25 protein-coding genes and 1 pseudogene are annotated in these 23,668 nt (G+C 61.7%); 4 read left to right on the forward strand and 22 right to left on the reverse strand.

Translation table 11 applies throughout. From position 1 onward, the window contains the following. Positions 1-12: 12 nt before the first annotated feature. The 18 genes from B5526_RS09115 to B5526_RS09200 all read right to left on the reverse strand — a co-directional run bounded on the left by B5526_RS09115 (position 13) and on the right by B5526_RS09200 (position 15,755). Entirely contained in the window at positions 13-1,143 is a 1,131-nt protein-coding gene (locus B5526_RS09115) for an FAD-dependent monooxygenase (RefSeq protein ID WP_079537907.1), read from the reverse strand. 37 nt (positions 1,144-1,180) lie between these two features. After that, positions 1,181-1,780, reverse strand: a complete 600-nt coding sequence (locus tag B5526_RS09120; RefSeq protein ID WP_079537908.1) for a cupin domain-containing protein — start codon at positions 1,778-1,780, stop codon at positions 1,181-1,183. A gap of 221 nt (positions 1,781-2,001) precedes the next feature. Continuing rightward, a complete protein-coding gene (locus tag B5526_RS09125) occupies positions 2,002-2,937 on the reverse strand; it encodes a DUF1989 domain-containing protein (RefSeq protein ID WP_079537909.1) in 936 nt (311 codons plus the stop codon). After that, positions 2,934-3,101: a ribbon-helix-helix protein, CopG family gene (locus tag B5526_RS09130; protein ID WP_154071220.1), complete on the reverse strand. Its 168-nt coding sequence runs from the start codon at positions 3,099-3,101 to the stop codon at positions 2,934-2,936. The genes B5526_RS09125 and B5526_RS09130 overlap by 4 nt, the downstream gene beginning before the upstream one ends. Before the next feature lie 63 nt (positions 3,102-3,164). Beyond that, complete coding sequence (locus tag B5526_RS09135) at positions 3,165-4,148, reverse strand: substrate-binding domain-containing protein (protein WP_079537911.1); 984 nt, start codon at positions 4,146-4,148, stop codon at positions 3,165-3,167. Between the two features lie 39 nt (positions 4,149-4,187). Further along, on the reverse strand, positions 4,188-5,198 hold the full coding sequence (locus B5526_RS09140; protein ID WP_079537912.1) for an ABC transporter permease: 1,011 nt from the start codon (positions 5,196-5,198) through the stop codon (positions 4,188-4,190). Next, positions 5,198-6,754, reverse strand: a complete 1,557-nt coding sequence (locus B5526_RS09145) for a sugar ABC transporter ATP-binding protein (RefSeq protein WP_172842013.1) — start codon at positions 6,752-6,754, stop codon at positions 5,198-5,200. The genes B5526_RS09140 and B5526_RS09145 overlap by 1 nt, the downstream gene beginning before the upstream one ends. 26 nt (positions 6,755-6,780) lie before the next feature. Beyond that, positions 6,781-7,227 (reverse strand): RidA family protein, encoded by a 447-nt coding sequence (locus tag B5526_RS09150; protein ID WP_079537914.1) that lies wholly within the window; start codon positions 7,225-7,227, stop codon positions 6,781-6,783. Positions 7,228-7,288: 61 nt separating this feature from the next. After that, the gene (locus B5526_RS09155) at positions 7,289-7,777 is read right to left on the reverse strand and encodes a RidA family protein (RefSeq protein ID WP_197688427.1); all 489 of its coding nucleotides are present in this window, start codon (positions 7,775-7,777) and stop codon (positions 7,289-7,291) included. Between the two features lie 143 nt (positions 7,778-7,920). Then, a complete protein-coding gene (locus B5526_RS09160; RefSeq protein ID WP_079537915.1) occupies positions 7,921-8,625 on the reverse strand; it encodes an ABC transporter ATP-binding protein in 705 nt (234 codons plus the stop codon). Beyond that, positions 8,618-9,373, reverse strand: a complete 756-nt coding sequence (locus B5526_RS09165; RefSeq protein WP_079537916.1) for an ABC transporter ATP-binding protein — start codon at positions 9,371-9,373, stop codon at positions 8,618-8,620. The genes B5526_RS09160 and B5526_RS09165 overlap by 8 nt, the downstream gene beginning before the upstream one ends. Positions 9,374-9,484: 111 nt before the next feature. Continuing rightward, a complete protein-coding gene (locus B5526_RS09170) occupies positions 9,485-10,744 on the reverse strand; it encodes an ABC transporter substrate-binding protein (RefSeq protein ID WP_079537917.1) in 1,260 nt (419 codons plus the stop codon). A gap of 25 nt (positions 10,745-10,769) precedes the next feature. Further along, entirely contained in the window at positions 10,770-11,738 is a 969-nt protein-coding gene (locus tag B5526_RS09175; RefSeq protein ID WP_172842014.1) for a branched-chain amino acid ABC transporter permease, read from the reverse strand. After that, positions 11,738-12,598, reverse strand: a complete 861-nt coding sequence (locus tag B5526_RS09180; protein ID WP_154071221.1) for a branched-chain amino acid ABC transporter permease — start codon at positions 12,596-12,598, stop codon at positions 11,738-11,740. Before B5526_RS09180 ends, B5526_RS09175 begins: the two co-directional genes overlap by 1 nt. 9 nt (positions 12,599-12,607) lie before the next feature. Next, positions 12,608-13,486, reverse strand: a complete 879-nt coding sequence (locus B5526_RS09185) for a polysaccharide deacetylase family protein (RefSeq protein ID WP_079537920.1) — start codon at positions 13,484-13,486, stop codon at positions 12,608-12,610. A 2-nt stretch (positions 13,487-13,488) separates the two neighbouring features. Next, complete coding sequence (locus B5526_RS09190; protein WP_079537921.1) at positions 13,489-14,196, reverse strand: fumarylacetoacetate hydrolase family protein; 708 nt, start codon at positions 14,194-14,196, stop codon at positions 13,489-13,491. Then, positions 14,193-15,095, reverse strand: coding sequence for a polysaccharide deacetylase family protein (locus B5526_RS09195; RefSeq protein ID WP_244562237.1), 903 nt, complete (start codon positions 15,093-15,095; stop codon positions 14,193-14,195). Before B5526_RS09195 ends, B5526_RS09190 begins: the two co-directional genes overlap by 4 nt. A 42-nt stretch (positions 15,096-15,137) precedes the next feature. Continuing rightward, a complete protein-coding gene (locus B5526_RS09200) occupies positions 15,138-15,755 on the reverse strand; it encodes a cysteine hydrolase family protein (protein WP_172842015.1) in 618 nt (205 codons plus the stop codon). 316 nt (positions 15,756-16,071) lie between these two features. Between B5526_RS09200 and B5526_RS09205 the strand changes: the two genes are divergently transcribed. After that, positions 16,072-16,821 carry a GntR family transcriptional regulator gene (locus B5526_RS09205; protein WP_172842016.1) on the forward strand — a complete coding sequence of 250 codons (750 nt, stop codon included), beginning with the start codon at positions 16,072-16,074 and terminating at the stop codon, positions 16,819-16,821. 208 nt (positions 16,822-17,029) lie between these two features. Here B5526_RS09205 and B5526_RS09210 read toward each other — a convergent pair whose 3' ends face one another. Next, on the reverse strand, positions 17,030-18,334 hold the full coding sequence (locus tag B5526_RS09210; RefSeq protein WP_244562238.1) for a DUF2235 domain-containing protein: 1,305 nt from the start codon (positions 18,332-18,334) through the stop codon (positions 17,030-17,032). Between the two features lie 1,264 nt (positions 18,335-19,598). On the opposite strand from B5526_RS09210, the gene B5526_RS39405 reads away from it, so the two are divergent. Beyond that, a complete protein-coding gene (locus tag B5526_RS39405; protein WP_079537925.1) occupies positions 19,599-20,093 on the forward strand; it encodes an EAL domain-containing protein in 495 nt (164 codons plus the stop codon). Positions 20,094-20,309: 216 nt separating this feature from the next. Further along, positions 20,310-20,561 (forward strand): hypothetical protein, encoded by a 252-nt coding sequence (locus tag B5526_RS09225; RefSeq protein ID WP_079537926.1) that lies wholly within the window; start codon positions 20,310-20,312, stop codon positions 20,559-20,561. 240 nt (positions 20,562-20,801) lie between these two features. Here B5526_RS09225 and B5526_RS09230 read toward each other — a convergent pair whose 3' ends face one another. After that, positions 20,802-21,662, reverse strand: coding sequence for a LysR substrate-binding domain-containing protein (locus B5526_RS09230; protein WP_079537927.1), 861 nt, complete (start codon positions 21,660-21,662; stop codon positions 20,802-20,804). A gap of 103 nt (positions 21,663-21,765) precedes the next feature. On the opposite strand from B5526_RS09230, the pseudogene B5526_RS09235 reads away from it, so the two are divergent. Next, positions 21,766-22,488 (forward strand): annotated as a pseudogene (locus tag B5526_RS09235) (winged helix-turn-helix domain-containing protein); the annotation flags it as partial. A gap of 575 nt (positions 22,489-23,063) precedes the next feature. Here the strand turns inward: B5526_RS09235 and B5526_RS37515 are convergent. Then, positions 23,064-23,219 (reverse strand): hypothetical protein, encoded by a 156-nt coding sequence (locus B5526_RS37515; RefSeq protein ID WP_154071223.1) that lies wholly within the window; start codon positions 23,217-23,219, stop codon positions 23,064-23,066. A gap of 114 nt (positions 23,220-23,333) precedes the next feature. Continuing rightward, positions 23,334-23,630 (reverse strand): hypothetical protein, encoded by a 297-nt coding sequence (locus tag B5526_RS37520; protein ID WP_197688428.1) that lies wholly within the window; start codon positions 23,628-23,630, stop codon positions 23,334-23,336. Positions 23,631-23,668: the final 38 nt, after the last annotated feature.

Here is a 23,668-nt window from a genome sequence, read left to right on the forward strand (position 1 = left end):
GGGCGGTGGCGATCAGTCCGGCGCGGCAAGCGGCGCCAGGCAGGGATCGTAGCAATAGAACCAGTCGGTTTCAGTCGGCCCGCGCATCCAGCTGTTCTCGATCGAGATACGCTGCACCTCCGTGACGCGCGGAATCCGGGTTGCCTCGTAGCAGCGAAACGCCTCGCCGTGATCGTCGCATGCCGCAAGGCAACGGCTGAGAATGACACCGTCTTCGACCGCCATGGCGCCGCCGGCCGCCATGAACGGACGCATCGGATGGCAGGCATCGCCCAGCAGCACGATCCTGCCGCCGCTCCAGCGGTCGTTGCGCTCGCGGTCGTAGATCGGCCACAAGCTGACGTCGTCAGCGACCTCCAGCACGCGGCGCAGGTCGACATGGAAGCCGGCGAAGGATTCGAGCATTTCGTCGCGGCTGCAGGGCAGCGAAGATGCCTCGCTGTCCCACTGCGCCGCCGGGATGACACCGATGACGTAGATCTCGTCGCGTCGGCTCGTCATGAAATAGGGCAGGATGTGCCGGTCCGGCCCCCACCACTTGGTACAGTCCGCTATCCCAGATCCGCGCAGCCGTTCGGTCGGAAAAATCGCCCGCTGCGCCACGGCGCCGACGAATCGCGGCGGCTCGAAGCCGAGCAGGTTCTCGCGCACCCTGGAGCGGATGCCGTCGGCACCGATGACGATGTCGGCTTCGATGCGGACGCCGTTCTCGAAGCTGAGGCGGACCGCCTCGCGGCTCTCGTCGAGCCCGACAAGGCGATGGTCGAACGCGATCGTGCCGGGAGTAACGACGCGTTCCAGCACGCCGTGGAGGTCGCCGCGATGAATATTCATGTAGGGGCCGCCGTAACGCGCTTCGCTTGCAGCATCGAACTTTATCTCGTACATCGTCTCGCCGCTGTCCCAAGCGCGGCTGACGTAGGACTCCGGCTTGATGCCGGTTTCGATCAAGTCTTGTTCGATGCCGAGACGGCGAAACGCCTTCATCGCGTTGGCGCTGAGAATGATTCCGGCCCCGATCCGCGAAAACGCCGGCGCCTGCTCATAGACCGTCACGGGGAACCCGGCGCGCTGGAGAAAGCCGGCAACGCTCAGGCCACCTAGGCCCGCGCCAATGACCGCGATTGTTTTTCTTGCACTCATCGACGATTCCCAACGAGCCCTGACACAGGTCGCTTTCTCAAAAGCTCGGCGGGGTGTTGACCCACAGCACGCGAGCGAGCTTTTTTCGATTGTTGATATAGGAGTGCGGCCGTTCGGAGCGGAAATAAAAGCTGTCGCCCGGGCGCAGCTGATAGCTGCGATTATCCACCGTCAGTTCGATCTCGCCATCGAGCACGTAGCCGAACTCTTCGCCTTCATGCTGGAGGATCCCTTCGCTTCCGCCGCCGGGCTCGATGTCGTTGATGTAACCGGACAGCAGGTTGCCGCGGCCACTCGGAATCAGCGCCTCGAGCCTGCTTTCCTTTCCTCGACGGATTTGATCGGTCCCGACCATCGGTCGTTCGCCCTGCCGCATCACGACACCGGACGGATCGCCATTTTCCTGGAACAATCCGGATACCGGCATGCCAAGCGCCAGCGCGACCCGGTGCATCATCTTGATCGAAGGGTTGGCGTTGCCGTTTTCGATTCGCGACAGCACCGATTCCGAACATCCCGCCAAACCGGCAAGCTGCTTCAGGGTGAGTCCCTTCAGAAGCCGCGTGTGCTTCATCTTGAGGCCGACGCGAATTTCGGGGACCTCGACCGGCCCTTTTTTCCTGACTGCAGCAACCATTGCCCCGTCCCTATCAATCCCTCAGATTTGCATATTTCTTCGGCAGTAACCGTTTCACCCAAGGCCTGCTCGCGACCGGCCACCAGGAGATGGCCGCCCCGCACACGGCGAGACCCAATCCCCAGCAAGGGTACAACCAACGGGAATAGTTCGTCGAAATCGCACCGAACCGTTACTTTTGCAATGGCCTTGATGACGGGGGCCGAGGTTGATTTCCCGGCTCAGGTCGGTGCCGCATGTTTGGGCCCGTGCATGAACTTGCCTATCCACCAGGTAAAGAAGGCGTAGCGCAGAACCTCAGCGTCGGTTTCGCCGTATTTTCCGGTGCTCTTCAACTGCTCGATCCATTCGAGTTCTTCACCTGTCAATTTCACGGCAAGCTCGGAAATCTGTAACGGAACATTGGTGAATTCCGGCCGGTAGGAGGCATCGCGATAGAGTTCGCGGTCGGCCTTGATGTTCTTGATCCGGAAATCAGACGGGCTTCGCTGATTCCGGAGCCGCGGCGGTTCGGAAACCCGGCTCCAGTCCTGGTCGGTACCCTCGAACACGACAAGCTTCAGCGGCTTCAATTCGAAATCGCTGGTCATCATGACGTCGGCACCGCACACGTTTGGAACCGCCAGCACGTCCATCAGCGCCAGCAGTTCGACGTAGTCGCCGCGCCCGGCGGTATTCTTGGCAATAAACAGATGACCCGCCGCATCGACCCCGGTGTGCATGAAGAAATTGAAGGAGTCGTGGACGTCATCGGGGGTGAGGCCGAATTCACGCTGCGCCTCCGCCTGGATGTCGTGGCAATTGGTGTGCACCGCCAGGCCGTAATGATGTTCGAACAGAAAACCGCTGCAGCGGGGATACAGCACGTCGTTGGTGCCGACGGTGTCCTCGATGATCGCCATCATAGGTCGTTCGCGAGGCGGCGCCGACCACAGGAAGTCGCCCTTGGTGGGATGCAGCCCGTGCAGATGCCGGGTCCGGCCGGTATGGAAGAATTCCTTGTAGTCATGCAGATTGAAGCAATTGAAATCGGCGCATTGCCGCCCGCTGGTCTGCTCGATCCGCAGCACCTGACCGCGCCGCAATTCGAGCGCCTTGCCGGTTCCGGGTTCGATCGTCAGTTCCTGAAGGGTCTTGCGTCCCGGCGACGTCGTCATGATTTTTTCCCGTTGGCTGCGGCGGAGAGATGGGTGGCGGCGAACTCGCGCAGCGCCCAGCGGATGAGCTCTTCCCTGCTGCCGCTTTCGCCGGCCTCGATGCTGTTGTCGATCAACTCAAGCTGCTGCTGGTTCAAGCGAAGCCGAACCGTGGTTTCCGTCATGGTGGTCATCCCCGCATGTTTGAGCCTCGCGTCGTGCGACGCGAGGCTCATCCGGACCAGAGGTTACGGAGTCCAGCCCTTGGGGGCCTGCATGCCGGACTTGTCGAGCGAATTGAGGTTCGCCATGGTCACCGGAATCAGCGCAACCTCGTCCTTCTTCTTCTCGAGCGGCTTGCCTTTCACCAGCGCATCCATCATCCGTACCGCGGAGCGGCCGATCACCACCGGCTGCTGCGCCACGACATAATCCGCGCACCCCGCGCGCATCATCTCTTCGGCGGCCTCGCCGAGCACGGCGAACATCACCTTCATCTTGCCGCACTTCTGGGCGCCTTGCGCCGCGCGCGCGGCGCCGACGCCGTAGGTATCGTCCGCGCCATAGAGCATGTCGACCTTGGGAAACCGCTGCAGAAAATCGTTGGCCAGCGACAGCGCGACCGCCGGATCCTGCTCGCTGGTCTGCTCCGCGACGATTTTCAGATTGGTGCCTGCGATGTCCTCCTTGAAGCAGCGAAGCCGGTCGGACGCCCAGAATGCGCCGGAGGGCCCCGCGAGCACGGCGATCGTGCCGCCGTTCGGCAGCAGCGTCTTGGCGCCCTTGGCCAATTCGTGGCCGACATTGCAGTGGCTCGACGATGCCGCCGCATCGGCATCGACGTCGCTTGCCACGATCGGACTGCCGGCGCCGATCACCGGAATTTTCGCAGCCTCGGCCTGCTTCACCGCCCCATTGAAGGACGCGGGATTGGCCGGATCCATCAGGATCGCCGCGACCTTCTGGACCACCAAGTTTTGAAACTGACTGACCTGCTTGTCGACATTGCCGTAGCCGCCGGCGTCCTGGATCACGACGTCGTAGCCCAGCTTCTTGGCTTCGTCGGAGATACCGTACAGCACCGGGGTGAACCAGGGCCCCTTGATGTTCGGCATCGAGACGCCGATCTTCTCGGCGGCATGGGCCGGCTGGCCTGCCAGAAACAGCAGTCCAATCGAGGCGACCATGCCGGCCACGCCAGCCTTGCCGAGAGCGCGAACTTGGCTTTGCATTATATTCTCCTGTTACGAGTTACGAGTAGTGACACGACATCAAGCTTTTTTGCCTATGCGCGATTCGATGAAGGCCTGATCGAGCGCGACCGCCAGGATCAGCGCACCGCCGATCACCATCATCTGCGTGTAGGACGGAACGTTCAGCAAATTCAGGCCGTTCGAGAGGATGCTGACGAACAGCACCCCGAACGCCACGCCGACGACCGAGCCGCGGCCGCCGAACAGGGAGATGCCGCCGAGCACCACCGCGGCCACCGACTCCAGCGGCAGCGTGGTGCCGAGCGATGGCTGTCCGGAAGCGACGCGCGCGGTAAGAATGATCGAGCCGACCGCGGCGCAGATGCCGCTGAAGACGTAAGCGGCAGTCTTGATGGCGCCGATCCGAATGCCGGAAAGACGCGCCGCCTCTTCGTTGCCGCCGACCGCATAAATCCGGCGGCCAAGCCTGGTGTATTTCAGGACGACGAAGGCGGTCAGCAGGACCAGCAGCGCGATGATGACGGGAACCGGAACGCCCAGCACCAGTTCATAGGCGAGATCGGCGAAAGCACCGGGAACGCCGGTCACGGCGACGCCGCCGCTCAGGCTCAACGCGAGACCGGAGACGATCGACATCATCGCGAGCGTGGCAATGAACGGAAACACCTTGAGGCGCGTGATGACGATGCCGTTGACCAGACCGACGCCGGCGCCGGTGACAAGGGAGGCGATCAGCCCCGCCGGAATGCCGTGGTCGCGCATGACGATGGCGCCGACAATGCTGACCAGTGCGACGATCGAACCCACCGAGAGATCGAGACCTGCGGTGAGGATGGCGAAGGTCTGGCCGAACGAAACGGCGGCGAGTGCCGCGGCCGAGACACCGATATTCCGGAAATTGGCGACCGAGAAGAACACTTCTGAGTTGGCCGTAAACAGCACGATCAAGGCGACCACGATGACCGGAAGACCTATTTCGCGGCCGTAGCGCTGAAAGAACGCCAACGGCTTGAAGCGGTCAATATTGGCGGAAGGCATCTGGTCGGCGCTTTCGGAAATGCCCATCATCACGCGACCCCTGCGAATGAGTCCGCCGGCTTCGCGGCCATGTGGGCGGCAAAGGCACCGGCAAGGATGCGCTGTTCGTCGAATTCCTGCAGCGGGATTTCATCGAAGATGCGGCCGCCCGACATCGCGTAGATCCGGTGGCAGACGTTGATCAGTTCGGGCAGTTCGGAGGACACCAGGATCACGGCAGCTCCGTCCGAGGCGAGACGATGAATCAGCCGGTAGACCTCGGCTTTGGCGCCGACATCGATGCCGCGCGTCGGCTCGTCGAAGATCAGGATATCGGCCTCGGTCAGCACCCACTTGCCGATCACGAGCTTTTGCTGGTTGCCGCCCGACGCGGTCCCGGCCAGCGCGTCCAGTTGCCCCCGAAAGTGCAATTTGTCGGCTACACTCCGCGCGGTTCGGCCAACGGCCTTCCAGGATACGAAGCCGGCGACACCGGATCGTTCGAGCGAGGCCATGACGATGTTCTCTGCGCCGGACATCGAGAGCACGAGGCCCTGGTCCTTGCGGTCCTCGGGGAGATAGGCGATGCCCGACGTGATGGCGTCGCGCGGATTTCGGGTGGCGAGCGTCTGACCGTTCTTGCGGATTTCGCCGCTGTCGAGCGCATCAGCTCCGAAGATGGCGCGCATCACTTCGGTTCGCCCGGCGCCGACAAGACCGGCAAACCCGACGACTTCGCCGGCCCGCACATCAAAACTGATGTTCTCGAACACGCCGTGACGCGTGAGATTCGACGCGCTGAACACGACTTCGCCGAGATCTTCGTTACGTGGCGGGAACAGTTCGGCGATCGGCCGGCCGATCATCAGGCTGATCAATTCGCTGGTATGCTTGATCGCCCCGATGTCCGAGGTCGCGATTCGTTCGCCGCCACGCAGCACGGTGACGCGGTCGGCAATCTCCATCACCTCGTCGAGCCGATGCGAGACGTAGAGGATCGATGTACCCTCCGATCGAAGCCGGACGATCAGGCGCCGCAGCGCCACGGCCTCGTTTTCCGACAACGCCGCGGTCGGCTCGTCCATGACGATGACGGGCGCCCGCAAAACCAGCGCCCGCGCGATCTCGATCAATTGCTTCTGCGCGGTCGAAAGGGTGCCGGCGCGCTGGGACGGGCGGATTCCGGTTCCCTGCACGAGGGTCCCGAGGACGTCGGCCGCTAGGCGCTCGGCTCGGCGCCGCGAATAGAACAGCCCGAACGATTCCGGCTCATTGCCGAGGAAGATGTTTTCCGCGACGCTAAGCTCGGGAACGATCATCAATTCCTGAAAGATCGTGACGATGCCATGCTTTCGCGCGTCCAGCGGTCCGGCGAAGACGACAGGTTCTCCGCCGACCGACAGCGTGCCGCCGTCGGGCCGCACGTCGCCGGACAGAATTCGAATGAGCGTGGACTTGCCGGCGCCGTTCTCGCCGATCAGCGCATGAACCTCGCCGCGCCGCAGGTCCATCGAAACGCCGCGCAGCGCCCGCACACCCGGATAATCCTTTTGCAGATTGTCGAGCACGACAAACGGCGGCTGGTCCCGACCAGGAGCCGGCGTCAATGTGGCTGCTGGTCGGGAGGCTGCGCTCATTTGGCGCCGGCGGTCGTCAGGTTGGACGGCACCGCCGCAATCATGTCGAGTTCGATTCGCGCCCCGGGGGCGCTGAGGTTGTTGATGCAGACCAGCGTTCCTGCCGGCACCCAGTCGCCGAAGTGCTCGACCAGCACTTCGTACATCGCATCCATCTCACGCATGTCGGTCAGGTATTTCGTCAGCTTGACGACGTGGCGCCAGGTCAGCCCCTTGCTGTCGAGAATGATCTTGATGTTGGCGAGCGCGCGGCGCGTCTGTTCGCGGATGTCGTCGGGAAGCACGTGCTCTTCGGGCACATGAGGGTGCTTGTGGTAGAGCGGGGAAGCCGTGCAGCCGGCGAGAAACAGAAAGCCCGCCGGCGCCTCGACGTAAACCGCCGGCGCATAGGGCATGTTGTGGGCTTCTTCGGGACGGGGCTGAACCCCGGTGATGATGGTCACTTCTGAATTCTCCTGTTCATTGAATAGACAGCCGGACCGGCGATGCCGGATACTATTGGAGTCATCCAGGCGCGCTGGTTGCGGCTTTCAACGGGATGTACGCGGTCGCATCCACTTCAAGCAGCGAATCCGAGGTCGGCAGCAATTCCGAAATCTGAACGACCGTGCTCGCGGGCGGGTCGGCGAAGAAGGTCGCGCGAATGCGGTTGTAGGTGGGAAAATCCCTCAGATTCCGGAAGTACTGCGTGATCTTCACGACGTCGTTGAGCGTGCCGCCGGCCGCTTCGACGGTCAGGCGCAGGCTGTTCAGGATCCACCACGACTGCGCGGCGATCGGGCCGTCCTTCATGTCGGTGGACAACTCGCCGGTTTCGCCGGCGAGCCGGCGCGCCTCCGGCGGAAGATCGGAATATCCGGTGATCACCTTCATCGTGGCGGGATCGGCGGCGATGATGCCGGCGAAGAACACGAGATCGCCGGCGCGGCGGAACGGCGCATACCGCGACAGCGGCTTCGCACCCTTTATTTCCAACACTGGAGAGTTCGCCACGCTGCAACTCCGACAAAAGCCGCGCACACCACGGTTGCGCAACAATTCCAGAATTGCAGCGACATGCTTCCTATGCAAGTTACTTTAATATGCAGACGTGGCCGCATTTTTAGTCACTGGCGCACGCGCTGCGGCCCAGGACCTCAGTGCACGCCGAGATGCTTGAACAAAATCTCGGTGTGCTGCGCCAACTCGCCGACATTGGCATGATGCACCACCTGCCCGGTCTCCAGGACGTAGACGCGATCGGCGACTGCCAGCGTACTGTAGAGATTTTGTTCGACCAGCAGGATCGACAGCCCCTCGCGCTTGAGACCTAGAATGATCTCCTCGAGATGCTGCACCATGACCGGCGCGAGGCCTTCCGATGGCTCGTCCATCAGGATCAGCTGCGGATCGATCATGAGCGCGCGGCCGACCGCCAGCATGCCGCGCTCGCCGCCAGACAATTGTGCGCCACGATGATGCCGGCGCTCCGCGAGCCGCGGAAAAATCCCGAACACGCGCTCGACGGTCCAGCCGCCTTTGGCGCGCGCGTTCTTGAGCATGGTCAGATGCTCGATCACCGTCAGTGAAGTGAACAGCCGCCGGCCCTGCGGCACAATCGCGATCTTGCGGTCGGCGATCTCGTGCGGCCGCAGGCCGAGCAGGCTCTCGTCACGCCAATTGATCGATCCCGAACGGACCTGCGGCGGCGTCAGCCCCATGATGGAGCGGATCAAGGTCGTCTTGCCCATGCCGTTGCGGCCGAGCAGCGCGACGATTTCGCCGGCGCCGACATCGAGCGATACGCCGCGAACGACGACCGCCTCCCCGTAACCGCTATGCAGGTCGCGAACCTCAAGCATGGCGCGGCTTCCCGAGATAGACTTCCTGGACCTTCGCGTTGCGGCGAATGCGGTCCGGCTCCTCCTCCACCAGAATGCGGCCTTCGAACATGCAGGTGACGAAGTCGACGATCGCGAGCGCCAGATCCATATCGTGTTCGATCAGCACCACGGTAATGCTGCGGTCGAGCGCGCGAATGATATCCGCGACCATCGAGCGCTCCGACGGCGAGAGCCCGGCGGCCGGCTCATCGAGCAGCAGCATGGTCGGCGAGGTGACGAGCGACAGCGCGATTTCGAGCTGACGCTGCTCGCCATACGACAATTCCTTGACCGGAATGTCGGCGCGCTCCCCCAGTCGGGCGGCAGCAAGTGCGGCGGCGATGCTTGCCGTCTCGGCGGAATCGGTGTCCGGCAGACCGAACAGCGAGAATTTTCGCCATGACCGCCCGCGCAGCGCCAGCACCATGTTGTCGTAGACGCGCAGGGTCGGAAAGAGATTGGTGATCTGAAACGTGCGGGAGATACCGAGCTGCGCGCGCCGATGCGGCGGCAGCCTCGTGATGTCGTGACCGTCGAACCTGATACGGCCGCTGCTCGGCGGCACCGCGCCGGCGATGGCGTTGAACAACGTGGTCTTGCCGGCGCCGTTCGGACCAATGATGGCGCGGCGCTGACCGCGCGGCACGGCCAACCTGATGCCATCGACCGCCCGAAGGGCGTGAAAAGCAACCACCACATCCGTCAGTATCAGGATCGGTTCGGACACGATCGTTTCCGGTGGAACAGCGTCCCGCGAAGCGGCAATCGATTTCCTTCGACAATGCGACAGCGACGAGCGAGACGCAGCAAAATCGCCGGTCCCGCTGACAATGCCGGCTCAGCCCTTCTTGATGCCCTGAAACGTCCGAGAATAGGGCGGTTGCTTCATGTAGGTCTCCGGATCGTACTTCCAGAATTGCGACACGGCGGGATAGCTGGTGGTCGGCACGTTCCAGAACTTGCCGTCGGCGCGCTTCACGACCTTGCGAATGTAGACGTCGTAGATCGGGTTGCCGTAGGCATCGAGCTTGACCGACTTGCCGAGCGGCGACCCGCCGAGCTCGGTCTTCAGGACGGTGTCGATCAGGGCCTCGCGATCCTCCGCCTTGCCGTCCATCTTCTTCAACGCGGCGTCGATCCACATCATGCCGGAATGCATCGAGAAGCCGTAGAGCGAGGGGATCTTGCCGTACTTCGCCTCGTATTCCCTGACAAATTTCTGCGTCACCGGATTGTCCGAGCCCTCGGCGAAATGCGCCGGCGACACGATGCCTTCGCAGTCATCGCCGAGCGTCCGGATCACGGACTGGTCGGTCCCGTTCATCGCGGCCAATAGCGGCGTCTTCGCCTTGAGGCCGAAGCTCGCATATTGCTGGATGAAGCGGGTGGCGTCGGCCCCGGTTTCCATCGTGAAGATGGCATCGACCTTGAGATCGGCAAGCTGGCCTAGATAGGGGCTGAAGTCCGCCGTGTTGAGCGGATGCCAAAATTGCTGCACGATCTCGCCGCCGCCCTCGGTGAACACCTGGGCGAGACCGCCGCACTGCTCGTGACCGAAAGTGTAGTCCTGGCTGACGGTCGCGATCTTCCGGTAGCCCTGCTTCAGCGCCCAGTCGCCGAGCGGATGGGTGAATTCACTGGCACTGTAGCCGGCGATGCGGATCACGTTCCTGATGCGCTGGCGCTGGGTCAGGTCGTCTGCCGCGATGATCGGAATGAAGTATGGCGTTCCGGTGCCCTTGACGTAGTTGGCGACAGCAAGCCCGGTATTGGCCAGGAGATTGCCGATCAGCATATGACAATTGCCCTGCTCGACCAGTCGGCGCGCCTTTTGCAGCGCGGTGTCCGGATTGGAGGCATCATCCTCGATCGAGAGCTCGACCTTGCGCCCAGCCATCTCGTTGTTCACCTGCCCGAGATAGAACTGCACACCCTCGACCATTTCCTTGCCGCCCGACGCGACGACGCCGGTGAGCGGCGCCAGCACGCCGATCCTGATCGGCCCCGCCTGCGCGATGGCGCTGCGCCAGGGCGCCGTTCCCGTGCCCAGGGCGGCCAGCCCCACCGTGGTGGTCTTCAGAAATCGCCTGCGGTCCATTTCGATCTCCTTTGGGGAAGCGTTTTTACTGTCGCACCTTGCGCGCCGAAACGGCGCGCAGCTTGCCGATGATGCCCTCGGGGGCAAAGATCATGATCAGGATGAAAGTGATGCCGAGCACCATCTGCCAGCGCTCGGTATGGGCGCTGACGATGTTCTCCAGCGCGATAATCGCGGCCGCGCCGACAAACGAGCCAAACAGCGTACCGACGCCGCCTGCGACCATCATCAGCACGCCCTCGACCGATTGCGCCAGCCCGACCGTCGACGGGCTGACGAAATTGTTGAACGTCGCATAGAGCGCGCCGGCTACGCCGGCAAAGAAGCCCGACGCCGTAAAGCCGATGAACAGATGCAGCGGCACGTTATATCCGAGGCTTCGCATCCGGCTTTCGCTGTCGCGGATGCCGCGCAGTGTCAGCCCGAACGGCGAACGCACGAAACGCCACATGGCATATGTCACTACTGCGGCCCCGGCGAGCACTGCCCAGTAGAACCTGTTGTGCGCCAAAAGGATCACTGGGCGGACGTCACCGCGGATACCATTCTCGCCACCCGTGACCTGGGTCCATCGCAGGCAGATCCCCCACACGATCATGCCCAGCGCGAGCGTCAGCAGCAGAAAATACACTCCCGAGGTGCGCACGGCGAGCAGCGCGAATATCGCCGCGATCAAGGTGGCGGCGAGAACGCCGAGCGCGAACGCCGCGGCCGGCGGCAACCCGGCCTGAACGCTGGCATAGATCACGACATAGGTGGATACGCCGAAGATGGCGCCGTGGCCGAGCGAAGTGCGTCCGGCAAAGCCGCCGAGAATGTCGATCGACATCGCGAGGATGCCGAAGATCAGCACCTCCGTGGCAAGTCCGACCTGATAGGTCGACAGCACCAGCGGTAACGCCGCCGCTGCCGCGACAATGATGGCGGCGATCGACGCATCGCCACCGGTCATGCCGGCGACCCTTGCGGAGACGAAGCTGGATCGCGCGTTCATCATGCCGCTCGTCCGAACAGGCCGAGCGGGCGGAACGCCAGCAGCACCGCCATCGGGCCGAAGATCACGAAATAAGCGAGTTCGGGAAATAGCACCTGGCCCAGCGTATTGAGCAGCCCAACCAACAGACTGCCGATGGCAACGCCGACCAGGCTGCCGCGTCCACCGATGATCACGACGGCGAGGCTGAATACCAGGATCTCGGCGTCGGCCGATGGATAAAGCGACAGAAACGCGCCGCCCATCAACCCGCCGAGCCCAGCCAGCGCCGAGCCGAGCAGAAAGGTGATCAGCAGCACCCGGCGGATGTCGACGCCGGAGGCTTCCACCATCTCGGCGTCATCGACGCCGGCGCGGATCAGCGCGCCCAGCCTTGTATGATTGAGCAGCAGCCAGAGCGCGGCGAACAGGACGATTCCGGTAGCCAGCACGAACAGCCGGTAGGCCGGATAATAGACGCCGAACGCGCGCAGCCCGCCACGCAGCATTGGCGGGATCGGCACCGTGAAACTGTCGCCACCCCAGATCACAAGCGCCAGGTCCTTCAGCACGAAGGCGACGCCGAGCGTCAGCAGCACCTGACGCAACTCGTTGCCGCGCACGAAGCGCAACAGGCCCTGTTCGAGCGCAAAGCCGATCGCCGCGACCGACGCCATCGCGCCGACGCCGCCGAGCAGGAAGCTGCCGGTTCGGGTCGCCACGTCATAACCGACATAGCCGCCGAACAGATAGAGCGCGCCATGCGCCAGATTGACGATGCGCAACAGACCGAAAATCAATGTAAAGCCGCTGGCCACCACGAACAGCAGGGCGGCGAAGGTCAATCCATTGAGAATCTGAAAGAGGCTCATCCGTTCCATAAATTGTGTCTAGGGCGCCTTCGGTCCCACCGAGAGGTACCAGTCGAGGATCTGTTCACCGGTCATGAAAGCGACATCGGATTTCTTCCGGATGGTTTCGAAGATGCGGCGAAAATATTTCAGGCGATGCGGCACGCCCATGATGTAGGGATGCACAACCAATGCCATGACCCGGGCGGAACCCTCCGCATCTTCATAAATCTGCTCGAACTGGTCGATGGCGCGCTGGTAGTATTCCGAGGCCTGGTGGTGCTGGATCAGCATCATTGCCACGTCGTTGCATTCCTGGGTATAGGGCACGTTGACGATCGGTGTGGAAGTGGTCTTCAGCCAGACCGGCTGATCATCGAGAACCCAGTCGGCGACGTAGTCGTAGCCTTCCTGCTTGAGCAGGTCCGGCGTCTCCCAGGTTTCAGTGAGGCCCGGTCCAAGCCAGCCGCGCGGCCGCTTTCCGGTGGCGGCTTCGATCACATCGGCGGTCTTGCGAATGTCTTCGCGCTCGTTCTCCACCTTCTGCATGTTGCGCTGGGTAAAGCCGTGGCCCATGAATTCCCAGTTTCGCTCCAGCGCCGCCTTCACGATCGGCGGATAGGCTGTCAGCGCCGAGCCGTTGATCGCGAGCACGCCGGGGATCTTGTGGTCGTCGAATACCTTGAGCAGCCGCCAGAATCCGACGCGGTTGCCGTATTCATGCCAGGCCCAGTTCGGAATATCCGGCGTCGGCGAGCCGCCGGCCGGCGGCGTCAGCACCGTGCGCGGCATCGTCTGCTTGGGATCCCACTCCTCGACATTGACAATCACCCACACCGCCATGCGGGCGCCGTTCGGCAGTTTGAGCGGCGAGCGGTTCGCGATCGGCGAATAAGAGATGCGTTCGGTGGGCAGCATGGTCAGGCCTCTGTTGGCGTGATGGTGATGGTGAGCGAAGGCAGTCCGTCGATCTGCGCGCTGATCAGATCACCGGGAACGACGGGGCCGACGCCGGCCGGCGTGCCGGTGTAGACCAGGTCGCCGGCAGCGAGCGTGACTTGCTGCGACAATTGCGCAATCACTTCGGGGACGCTCCAGATCATCTGCCCGATGTCGCCACGCTGGCGCTCGCTCCCGTTCACCGACAGCGTGATGGCGCAGCCCTTGAAATGCCGGGCATCGCGCGCCCGCGAGATCGGGCCGCACGGCGCCGAGGCATCAAAACTCTTGCCGACCTCCCACGGTAACCGCAGATCGCGGGCATCGCGCTGGCGGTCGCGCCGCGTCAGATCGATGCCGGCGGCATAGCCCCAGACATGATCGAGCGCGCGCCCGACCGGGATGTTGCGCCCGGCCAGACCGATCGCGATCACCAACTCCACCTCGAACTGGAAGTCGGCGGTGAACGGCGGATACGGTACATGCGCGCCATCGCAGACCACGGCATCGCGCGGCTTCTGGAAGAAGAACGGCGGATCTCGCTCGTCGGCTTCCTTCATCTCGCGGATATGATCGACGTAATTTCGGCCGACGCAATAAACGCGGCGCACGGGAAACATGCCGCCGCCAGCGACCGGCACCTGGGTCGGCGGCATGTCGGGCAATATGCGTTGCGCCGAGACGGTCATGGCTTCGATCCCGACTGTTCGGCCATTTGCCCCTTGTACCAGTCGAGGATTTGCTCGCCGTTCCAATGCAGAACACCGTCGAACTTGTTGACGTAATCGTAGATCGCCTCAAGAAACTTGATCCGGAACGGCTGGCCGCTGATGTAGGGATGGACCGCGAGCGACAGGATTTTCGGCCGAACCTTGCTCTCCTCATAGAGCCGGTCGAAGCAGTCGATGGCGCGCTTCATCATGTGATCGCTTTCGTGATGCTGCACCATCATCATCGGGATGTCGTTCAGCTCGACCGTATAGGGCAGCGTTACCAGCGGCCCCTTGGCGGTGCGGATCGTGGTCGGCTCGTCGTCATAGACCCAGTCGCCGATATATTTGACGCCAGCTTCAGCGAGATATTCGGGGGTCTGCAGCGTCTGGGTCAGGCCGGGTCCGAGCCAGCCCACCGGGCGCTTGCCGGTGAATTTCTCGATCACGCCCATCGCGCGCTCGATCATCGCCTTCTGGTCCGGCTCCTTGTGGATCGGCCCCTGTTCATAGGCATGGCCCATGAATTCCCACCCGGCGTCTCGGGCTTGCTGCGCGACGCGCGGGTAATCCTCGCAGACGCGCGCATTGATGGAGAGCGTGGGCGCAATGCCGAGCTTCTTGTAGAGATCGAAAAAACGCCATACGCCGACGCGCATGCCGTATTCGTGCCAACTCCAGTTCGGCACGTCCGGCAGCAGCGGAATGCCGGTGGGCGCCGGAATCACCTGCCGGGCCATCGGCTTGCCGATGTCCCAAACCTCGAGATTGACGATGCTCCAGATCACGATACGAGCGCCGCCCGGCAACTTCATTGCCGGGCGATCGACGATGGCGGAAAAGTCGCAGCGGTCGCGCGGCAGCATCGGGCCGGTCATGGCAAGCTACTCATCGGTCGTTGGGGGAAGGATATTGAACCATTACTCAGGGCTGGTCCGGCGTGAGGCAAGTCCATCGAGCGCCATGACGGCATCGGTATCCATCACCAAACCGAGGGCCGTCCTGATGCAGGCGAGGCCGGCCGCGTGCAGTTCCGGTCCGTCCATGCTGTCGACGCAGTCCTCCACGACGATGACGGCATAGTCACGGACATTGGCGGCGGTGGTGGTCGCCAGCACGCAGGAATTGGTGTTCACGCCCGTGATCAACAGGGTGTTGATGCCGTGCGAACGCAGCACAAAGTCGAGGTCGGTACCGAGAAAGCAATCGTAGCGCTTCTTGGTGTCGACGACGAAGTCGCCGGGATCGAGCAGTTGCGGCATCACCGTGCAGCCGGGACCACCGATGATGTTGTGGCGCAGGACGTTCTTGCGGGTCGCTGCCGGATCCTCGGCGCGGGTGCGCCAGAACGGGTTGGCGCGGATTTCCTCGGCGTCGCGATACGACGTCAGCTGATGGATGACGGGAATTCCGACGCTCCGGCACCAATCGAACAACCGCTTGTTGGCGGCGACGACCCTGGCGGCGACCTCCGGCGAGGTCGGCATCGTCGCCACCGCCATGTCGAGATGACCGCGGTGCAGGTCGATCGCGACCACGGCCGCTTTCGGGTGATCGACGCCGATACCCCTAGAGATCGGTCGGATGGCTGTTTTGCTGAAGCTGGAACTTGCCGTCGCCATCGGATGTGCACTGCCTTGAGCGAAAATGGTTACCTCATGGTTCGCTCAACAGGAAAGCGAGTCAAACAAAAATTGCATACAGTTTTGCCGATGCATATCATTTGCGCGCCAAGCCTAAATAATATGCGAGATTTTTTGATCGATTATCAGTGGATTTATGACGGGTTGTATGATGATCTGTCGATGCCCATCGTAAGTGTATCCAGATTGTCCTCGCGAGATGGCTGCTTCGATGCCCGATCGCCCCAAACCGCCCCTCTCGCAGCCAGCGCTCGGATTGCGCGCGGGCAATCGCGCGCTCTCGGTGGCGGACCAAATTCGGGAGGCCATTCTCGGCGGTTCGATCGGGGCCGGCGAGCGGCTCAACGAGGTCAGGCTGAGCAAGACGCTGGCAGTGTCGCGCACCCCGGTGCGCGCCGCATTGCAGGCGCTGGCGGGCGAAGGGCTATTGGACTACGCGCCCAATCGCGGTTTCACGGTCCGTGAATTTCCGCTCAGCGCGATCGTCGATGCCTACGATATCCGCGCCTCGCTGGAGGGCCTCGCTGCCCGCTTCGCGGCGGAACGCGGTTTCAGTCCGGAGGAAAAGGCCGTGATCGAGCGCAGCCTCTCGGCCGGCGACACATTGCTGGACCACGGTTCGTTCGAGGCCGGCGACCTCACGCGCTACCGCGACATCAATGGCGACTTCCACGACACGCTGCTCGCCGCCGCCCGCAACCGCATGCTCGCCGAAATGATCCGGATCTGCCACCACGTGCCGGTGTCGTCTAGTCGCAACATCGTGGCTTTCGAGCATCGTGACGTCCGCCGCCGTCACGACGATCACCATCGGATCTATGAAGCCATCATGGCTCGCGAACCGTGGCGCGCGGAAATGCTGATGCGTGAGCATGTCGCCGGCGTAAAGGCATCCCTGATCAGGCTTTTGACCCAACGCAGCAAGGATATAGGCCCCGTTGACGCTGTTGCCGCCGGTTGAACGATTAGCCGCAAGCCGCCCGCGCGCGCTATATCGACGGGATACATGGTTGCACTTACGTTTCGGTAGCCATCGTCGCGGGCCTGAGACATCCGAGAAAAGCACGACGGGACATCGTAGCGCCTGCGTTCATCTGCGTCACTCGGTAAGGCCGGCCGCCAAAAAACGCGAACGCCCGCTTTGCGCCAGAAGCAGACGTTACCCAAGCCTACGGGTCTGACACGTTTACGCGAGGATCGTCAGTCCGCACGGAAGTTTGAAACTGGGCGGGATCAACCTTCTTGCGCTGTGCCCACTCAACAAGATTGGCCGGGCGATACGTTGGATCGGCACGCCACCGCTTGAATACGTTGGCGTCGATCGTCTCGTTGATGTTGATGTGGCTTCCGTCTTCCCGAACATCCGGCTCTCGGCCGATGGTACGATAAAGAGGCGGGAAAACCTTGGCGTAGAATCCCGAGCCAAACGACTTATAGGAGTCGGCAATCGGCGCTGTGACGTCATCTCCATCCAGATTGACCTCTGATCGGAACGTAAGTCCGTGCGATTCCGCCTTCTTCATCATCCAGCGCAGCGGAGGCTGAGCAAGAAGGTCGGTCTGATAGCCGCCCCCAACATTTGCATGGGCACCTACAAACCAGCGCTGTTCAACGCCGGAAAGAGGGCGTGGCTGGGCAATGACTGCGTTCGGATCTTTCGGGTGGCGAACGTCCCAGATCGTAGGAGCGAAGTCAGTACGGTGCTCATCGATGGCGAGGGCGTGATAGCCGTTCTGGATATGGATGCGTAATCCTGTCTGCAGATAATCGAACTGGGAACGGCTAATGCCCGGAATATTCCCAGCCGCCACACCGACCGAACCGACGGTATCCCACACGCCGATGACCTTCACTTTCGCTGGCTGGGAGTATTTGAGCAGCCACTTTTCCTGGTCTGTCAGCTTGCTGGTGTCTCCGGACGTCTCGACCTCCTTCAACGTCCAGATGCTCTCCTCGTTTCCCTTCCTGTAGCGATCAAACAGCTCAGTCACGCCGATAGGTGAGCCTGCTTTCAAGACGCCGTCGATGGCGATCAATCCAGCCAGAGCTCTCGCTGTAAATGCGCCCCGGCTGAAACCAAAAATGAAGATTTCATCGCCGTCGTTGTAGTTTTCGACGAGCCATTCGTAAGCCAGACGGATGTTCTCATCGAGTCCTTGTCCAAAAACGCCGCCTAAGAACCCGTTGACTCCGACCTCGTAGTAGACGAGCTGAGGCTTGCCATCCTTGCTTTTCGAAGCGCACAGCGCCCGCATGCGCCACACGTTTGTGTTGCTGTTGATGCTGTTCCATGTGCCGTCGAGAAAGACCGCGAGGCGCTTTTGCGGCTGCTCTGCGCCGACAAAGTTCGGCTGGTTGCCACTTTTCTCCGAAGGGCGACCAACGAGGACCCCGAATGCGATCATGGCCGCGATAGCAATCAAGAGAGCGAACCAATGCGCAATCCTCTCGATCAATCGCACAACAACCTTCATGGGGTAACTCCCTGCATGGCGCTGGCCGACCCAAGAGAGAATCGGCGACCTTGCCGGAGAATAAACCGTCTGCTGATTCGGTGCACGTCATGCGCACAAATAACGCGCTTTCTACTTTGGCGCGTTTCTTACGTATCTGGAGGCTATGGTCAATTTGAGACCTCGGGCCGTGTCTGGGCAAGGTCCGTTCATCCCTCAACAGCGGACAAGTAGCGACTGCGGCGGCGTGATCATGCGGTCGAGCGCCGCGTCTCCTGGTTGACTGGATCGTTCGGATCCATCTAGTTTTTCTCCGAGGGCACTTGATTAGCGCGCGGCTGGCGGTGCCCAACCGGCGCTTCCGGCAGCAATTGCTGGTTCGAGTTCGTCGACGGAGGTGCGGCTGGATTTCGCGAACCAGCCGTTTGCGCAATCGCCACCGAAGTGTCGACCAGGGCCAGCAACGCTATCGTCGCGATCAACCTTCGCGTGATGGGGTCTCCCGAGTTGGGCCCCTCTCACAATCGCGGTGAAGGGGAAGTTCGATCACAAGGTGCGGCAAGCCTCCCGTTTTGTTCAAATGCTCCAGCGAGTGGGCGCACGAGCGATGCCTCGCGCCCCCAATCGCGCATATCGCCGAGCATTTCACGATTGCGAGAAGGAAACTGCTTACCGTTCACGCTAATTGGATTGGACGTTACAACCGGCGCGGCGTCAAATTGCAGTGTGAGGCGGTTCTATTCATCCGAGCGGTGCGAGCACTGCGGCGCCTTGATGGTGCTGGTGATGCCGGTAGACGGCAAAGGGCCGGGAGCGCTCCGTTGCTGGGAATGCGATCGGATTGATCCGTTGCAGCTGGCATGGACCATGGCGTGGCTCGTCGGCGAGCTTCGCCCTCCAAAGTAGGTTCCGCCGGGGCGAGACCACCTTCCCTTCCACACTCGTGCCGCATGTGCCCGGCGGGCGTAGCCATCGACGTCCTTGAATACCGAGGCAAGCAAGCCGTGGAAAATCTGCGGGTGAAGTGAGGATTGAAGTGCGAACGCTGGTCGCGATCACGATCATGGTACTTATGGCAACGTCGTCGGCCTTCGCACGCAAGGCCTCGCAGCATCATTCCAAACGCGCGGCGTCCAATCATCACTCGACGACTAAGACCGATCCGGGTGGCGTCGCCCGCGATCCCGCCGACGTGGAGCTTGATCGAAAGATCGGAAGCATCTGTCGAGGTTGCTAGTTTCTTCATAGTTAGACCTTGAGCGCCGTTCCTTAGCCCTGCCTAAAAATGCTACTTTCGCCTCTCCAACTTGTCGGACGAGCAGCGCGAGAAGCATTATTGGAGGGTCGCGATCGTGCGGCTGGACTGGCTCGCATCCCTTTGTTTCCGTTCGGTCGATCGATACTTGTTGAAGTTTTCCAAGAGTCCGCTTTCATACAGATTTCTGACGCACTAACCCGCCAATCCCCGCGGATTGTGGGCAGGTCGGGCGCATTCGATGTGCCAATGGTCGCGGTCAACCTATCCGCAATCCAGCGCAAGCGACCCGAAGTTGAGCGGGACATACTCGCAAGTCTCACGCGCTGGAAAATCGCACCCGACCGGATCGAACTCGAACTAACCGAGTCCGTTCTATTGGAGGCCACCAAACACCATCGCGATATTATCAGGCGGCTGCGGGCGATCGAGCTGAGACTTGTAATAGATGATTTCGGCACCGGTTATTCATCGCTCAACTATCTGAAATTTCGGTCAAAGTTCACTGCGGACGATGGTGCGTAAGATGAAGGTCAGGACCGTCCCAGATCTCGTGCGAGCGGCCGAGATGCTAAGATCGGAACGATGACGGCTTCTGACGCGCCGGCGGTCCTTCGATAGATCAGTTTGGCCGGTCGGAAGGGGTCTCTCCAGTTGAGCGTGGTGTTTGAACTCGTGCTCTGCAGCACTTCGCTAGTTGGCTGTACATCATGGTCCCTTGACTGATCGCAGCTAGTCCCGATGGCGCTGAAGGTCCGCTTCGCGCCAATGTTTTCGCGCGCTACCGCTCGGCACATTCGCGAACTGGTTGTTGGAGGCCGGACTATCGTTAAAGACGGACGCATACCAGGCATCGATCTACGCGCAATTCGGCACGAGGTGCTGTCGCAGATGCGATCAGGCATGGCAAAAAATGCAACACTCGTCTCTGCGTTGTCAGCGCTCGATCAAGCCATCGCTCGCCACTATCTTCCGGATCCGCATTGCTGCTGAATCAGACTCTTTCACGTTTCGTGGCTCGCAGTCTCGAACAACTCTGAGCTCGCCCGGAAGCAAATGCGCGTCGCGCCTTTGAGAGTGCGCGCTCGGGATCCTTCAAAAGCGCATTCAATAACCTCTCATTCTGGGAATTGGCGACAGTCGCCAACATCCGCTTCGCGCCAGAAGCGGCCGCTCGGTCAGCGGCGCTTTGGACCCACAGCCGACTCTCGACGATTGAAGTGCCGGTTCATCTCAGATCGCCGGGCGTGATGGTCCCTGTGCAAGCGTCAGCAGAACCGCAGCCAGTGCCGCGGCGGCCTTGTCGGGCCGCGCCTTCTCGTAGATCGCGAACTCAAGGTCAGGAAGAGGCGGCAGCCCCTCTTCCACACCGAGAATGCGCAAGCCCGCGATCAGCGCGCTGGCAGGAAGCGGGGTGATGGCGAGGCCCGCGAGCGCCGCCGCGCGCACGCCTGTCAAACTGGGGCTGGTATAGTTGATCTCCCAGGTCAGTTCGTTGTCGTTGAGCGCGGCGAGTGCAGCCTCGCGAGAAACGGATCGCTCGCGATACAGGGCCAGCGGCAGCGCCGCACCCGGAACAAGATCGAACGTGTCGGCCGCGGCCCAGACCAGCGGCTCCCGCCACACCAGACGCCCTTTCGAGGTTCCGAGCGGGCGCTTTGCGAACACGACGTCAAGCCGCCCCGCATTAAGTTGCTCGATCAATTCCGCGCTGACGCCGATCTGCACCTCGAGCTTCACGCCCGGATGGAGCTTGGCAAAGCGGCCGAGCGCCGAAGGCAGCGAGCCGCCGGCGACCTCCTCGACCACGCCGAGACGCACCGTGCCAGACAGCCGCGGCCCCGCCAGGCGATGACGGGCCGCTTCCTCAAGTTGCAACAGGCGACGCGCGTCGCCGAGCAGCATCTCGCCATCGTCGGTCAGTGCGACGCTGCGCGTTGTCCGCCGGAACAAGGGCCGTTTGGTCTCGAACTCAAGCCGCTTGATCTGCTGGCTTACGGTCGACTGCGTCAGGTTGAGCCGCTCCGCGGCACGGTGGAAACCGCCGCAATCGGCGACGGCAACGAAGGTGCGCAACAGCTCGAAATCCAGCACACGATTGATCCTGATTTACGATCAATCATATTATAAAATATCGTTTCAATAATCAATGATGGCCTCCTAGCTTTCATTATGAGGACAGCGAAGGAGATTCATCATGTCAGACAAGTCACCACTGGTGTACGAGTCGGGTGAGTGGGAGATTGATCTTGCTCGCCGTGAACTGCGGGCCCGTGGAGCTCCCGTCCTGATCGGCAGTCGCGCATTCGACATCATCGAAGTTCTGGTTCGCTCGGCCGGCGAGCTCGTCACCAAGCACGATCTCGCGAGTCGCGTATGGCCGGGCGCGATTGTCGAGGACAATGCACTTCAATTTCACATATCGGCAATTCGCAAGACGCTCGGCCCGGATCGAGAACTCCTGAGGACGGCGTCCGGGCGTGGCTATCGCCTGCTCGGTGATTGGACATTCCAGCAGGAGAGCACGTCACCAGCTGGTTCGATCGACCTCGAACCGGTGCAGATCGCGGCCGAGCCGTTTCAGACCAATTTGCCTGCGGCAGCATCCGACCTGGTCGGCCGAACCACTGCGGTGCGGCATCTGCGCGATCTTCTGTCCGCCTACCGGCTAGTCACGCTGACCGGACCCGGGGGCATCGGAAAGACCAGGCTTGCATTAGAGGTGGCCCGCGGCTTGTTTCCGAGCTTCCAGGGTGACGTCCGGCTGGTCGAGCTGGCCTCGCTGTCGGATCCTGGTCTCGTGCCCTCCGCCGTGGCGGGAGGCCTCGGCCTGAAGCTCGGTGGCGACCAGATATCCGCCGAGTCCGTCGCTCGGGCGATCGGAGCACAGAGACTTCTGCTGGTTCTCGACAATTGCGAGAGCGACTAGGCTTCATCAGCATCGACCGTCTGGTATTTGCCGGGTTGTATCGGCTGGCACCTGGCGTGCTGGACGCGTTGAAGATCGTCAGGCCGGAGACCGTGATCCGCTGGCATCGTGCCGGCTTCCGGGCGTATTGGCGCTGGAAATCAAGACCGCGCAGTGGCCGTCCAACGACCCCGCTGGAAATCCGTCAGCTCATTCGCGAGATCAGTCTCGCCAACCCGTTGTGGGGCGCAACCACGGATTCATGGCGAGCTTCTCAAGCTCGGCATCGATGTCGGACAAACCACCGTTGCAAAGTATATGGCGAGGGGAAGGCGACCGCCGTCCCAAGGGTGGAAGACATTCCTTCATAATCACGCCGACGGCATCGCGTCGATGGACCTATTCGTGGTTCCGACAATCTCATTCCGACTGCTCTACGGGTTGCTGATACTGCATCACGGTCGCCGCCAAATCCTGTGGCTGGGAGTGACCGCGCACCCAACGGCTGAATGGATTTCGCACCAGCTCACCGAGGCCTATGGTTGGAAAGTAGCACCGCGATACATCATTCGTGACCGCGACGCCGTCTACGGTGACGTCTTCATCCGCCGCCTTCGGGCAATGAGCATTCGGGATCGGCCGACCGCGCCGCGATCGCCGTGGCAGAACGGATATTGTGAAAGGGCGATCGGTTCGATCCGGCGGAATGTCTTGACCACGTTGTCGTGTTCGGCGAGCGGCATCTTCGCCATTTGCTGCGATCTTACGCGACCTACTATAATGTGTCGAGGACCCATCGATCTCTGAACAAGGACGCCCCTCTCCATCGCGCGATTGAGCGCCTCGGCGCCGTCGTCTCACGACCTGTCCTTGGCGGCCTTCACCATCAATATTGCAGAATCTAATTTTCGGCACACACAATGGGCATTGTGGTTGAGTCCGAAAGCGACATGGAAGTCGACCTGTTGAGTTGGGCTCAGATGATAAAGCCCGCCCGAATTCAGGAGGTGGCTCGGACTCGCATTCACGGGGTAATCTCCAACGTATTCGACCAACAGGCTCGCCTTCTCGGTCACTTTCTTTTCGACCACAAAGGTCGTTTCCGTGATGCGTTTGGTTGTTAGCCCCGAGGGGCGGAAGAATTCGGTCAGCATCCCGCTCAGGCCCCACCCGTCGCGTCAAATCACGGAGG

The sequence above is a fragment of the Bradyrhizobium lablabi genome (assembly GCF_900141755.1).
Classification (GTDB): Bacteria; Pseudomonadota; Alphaproteobacteria; order Rhizobiales; family Xanthobacteraceae; genus Bradyrhizobium; species Bradyrhizobium lablabi_A.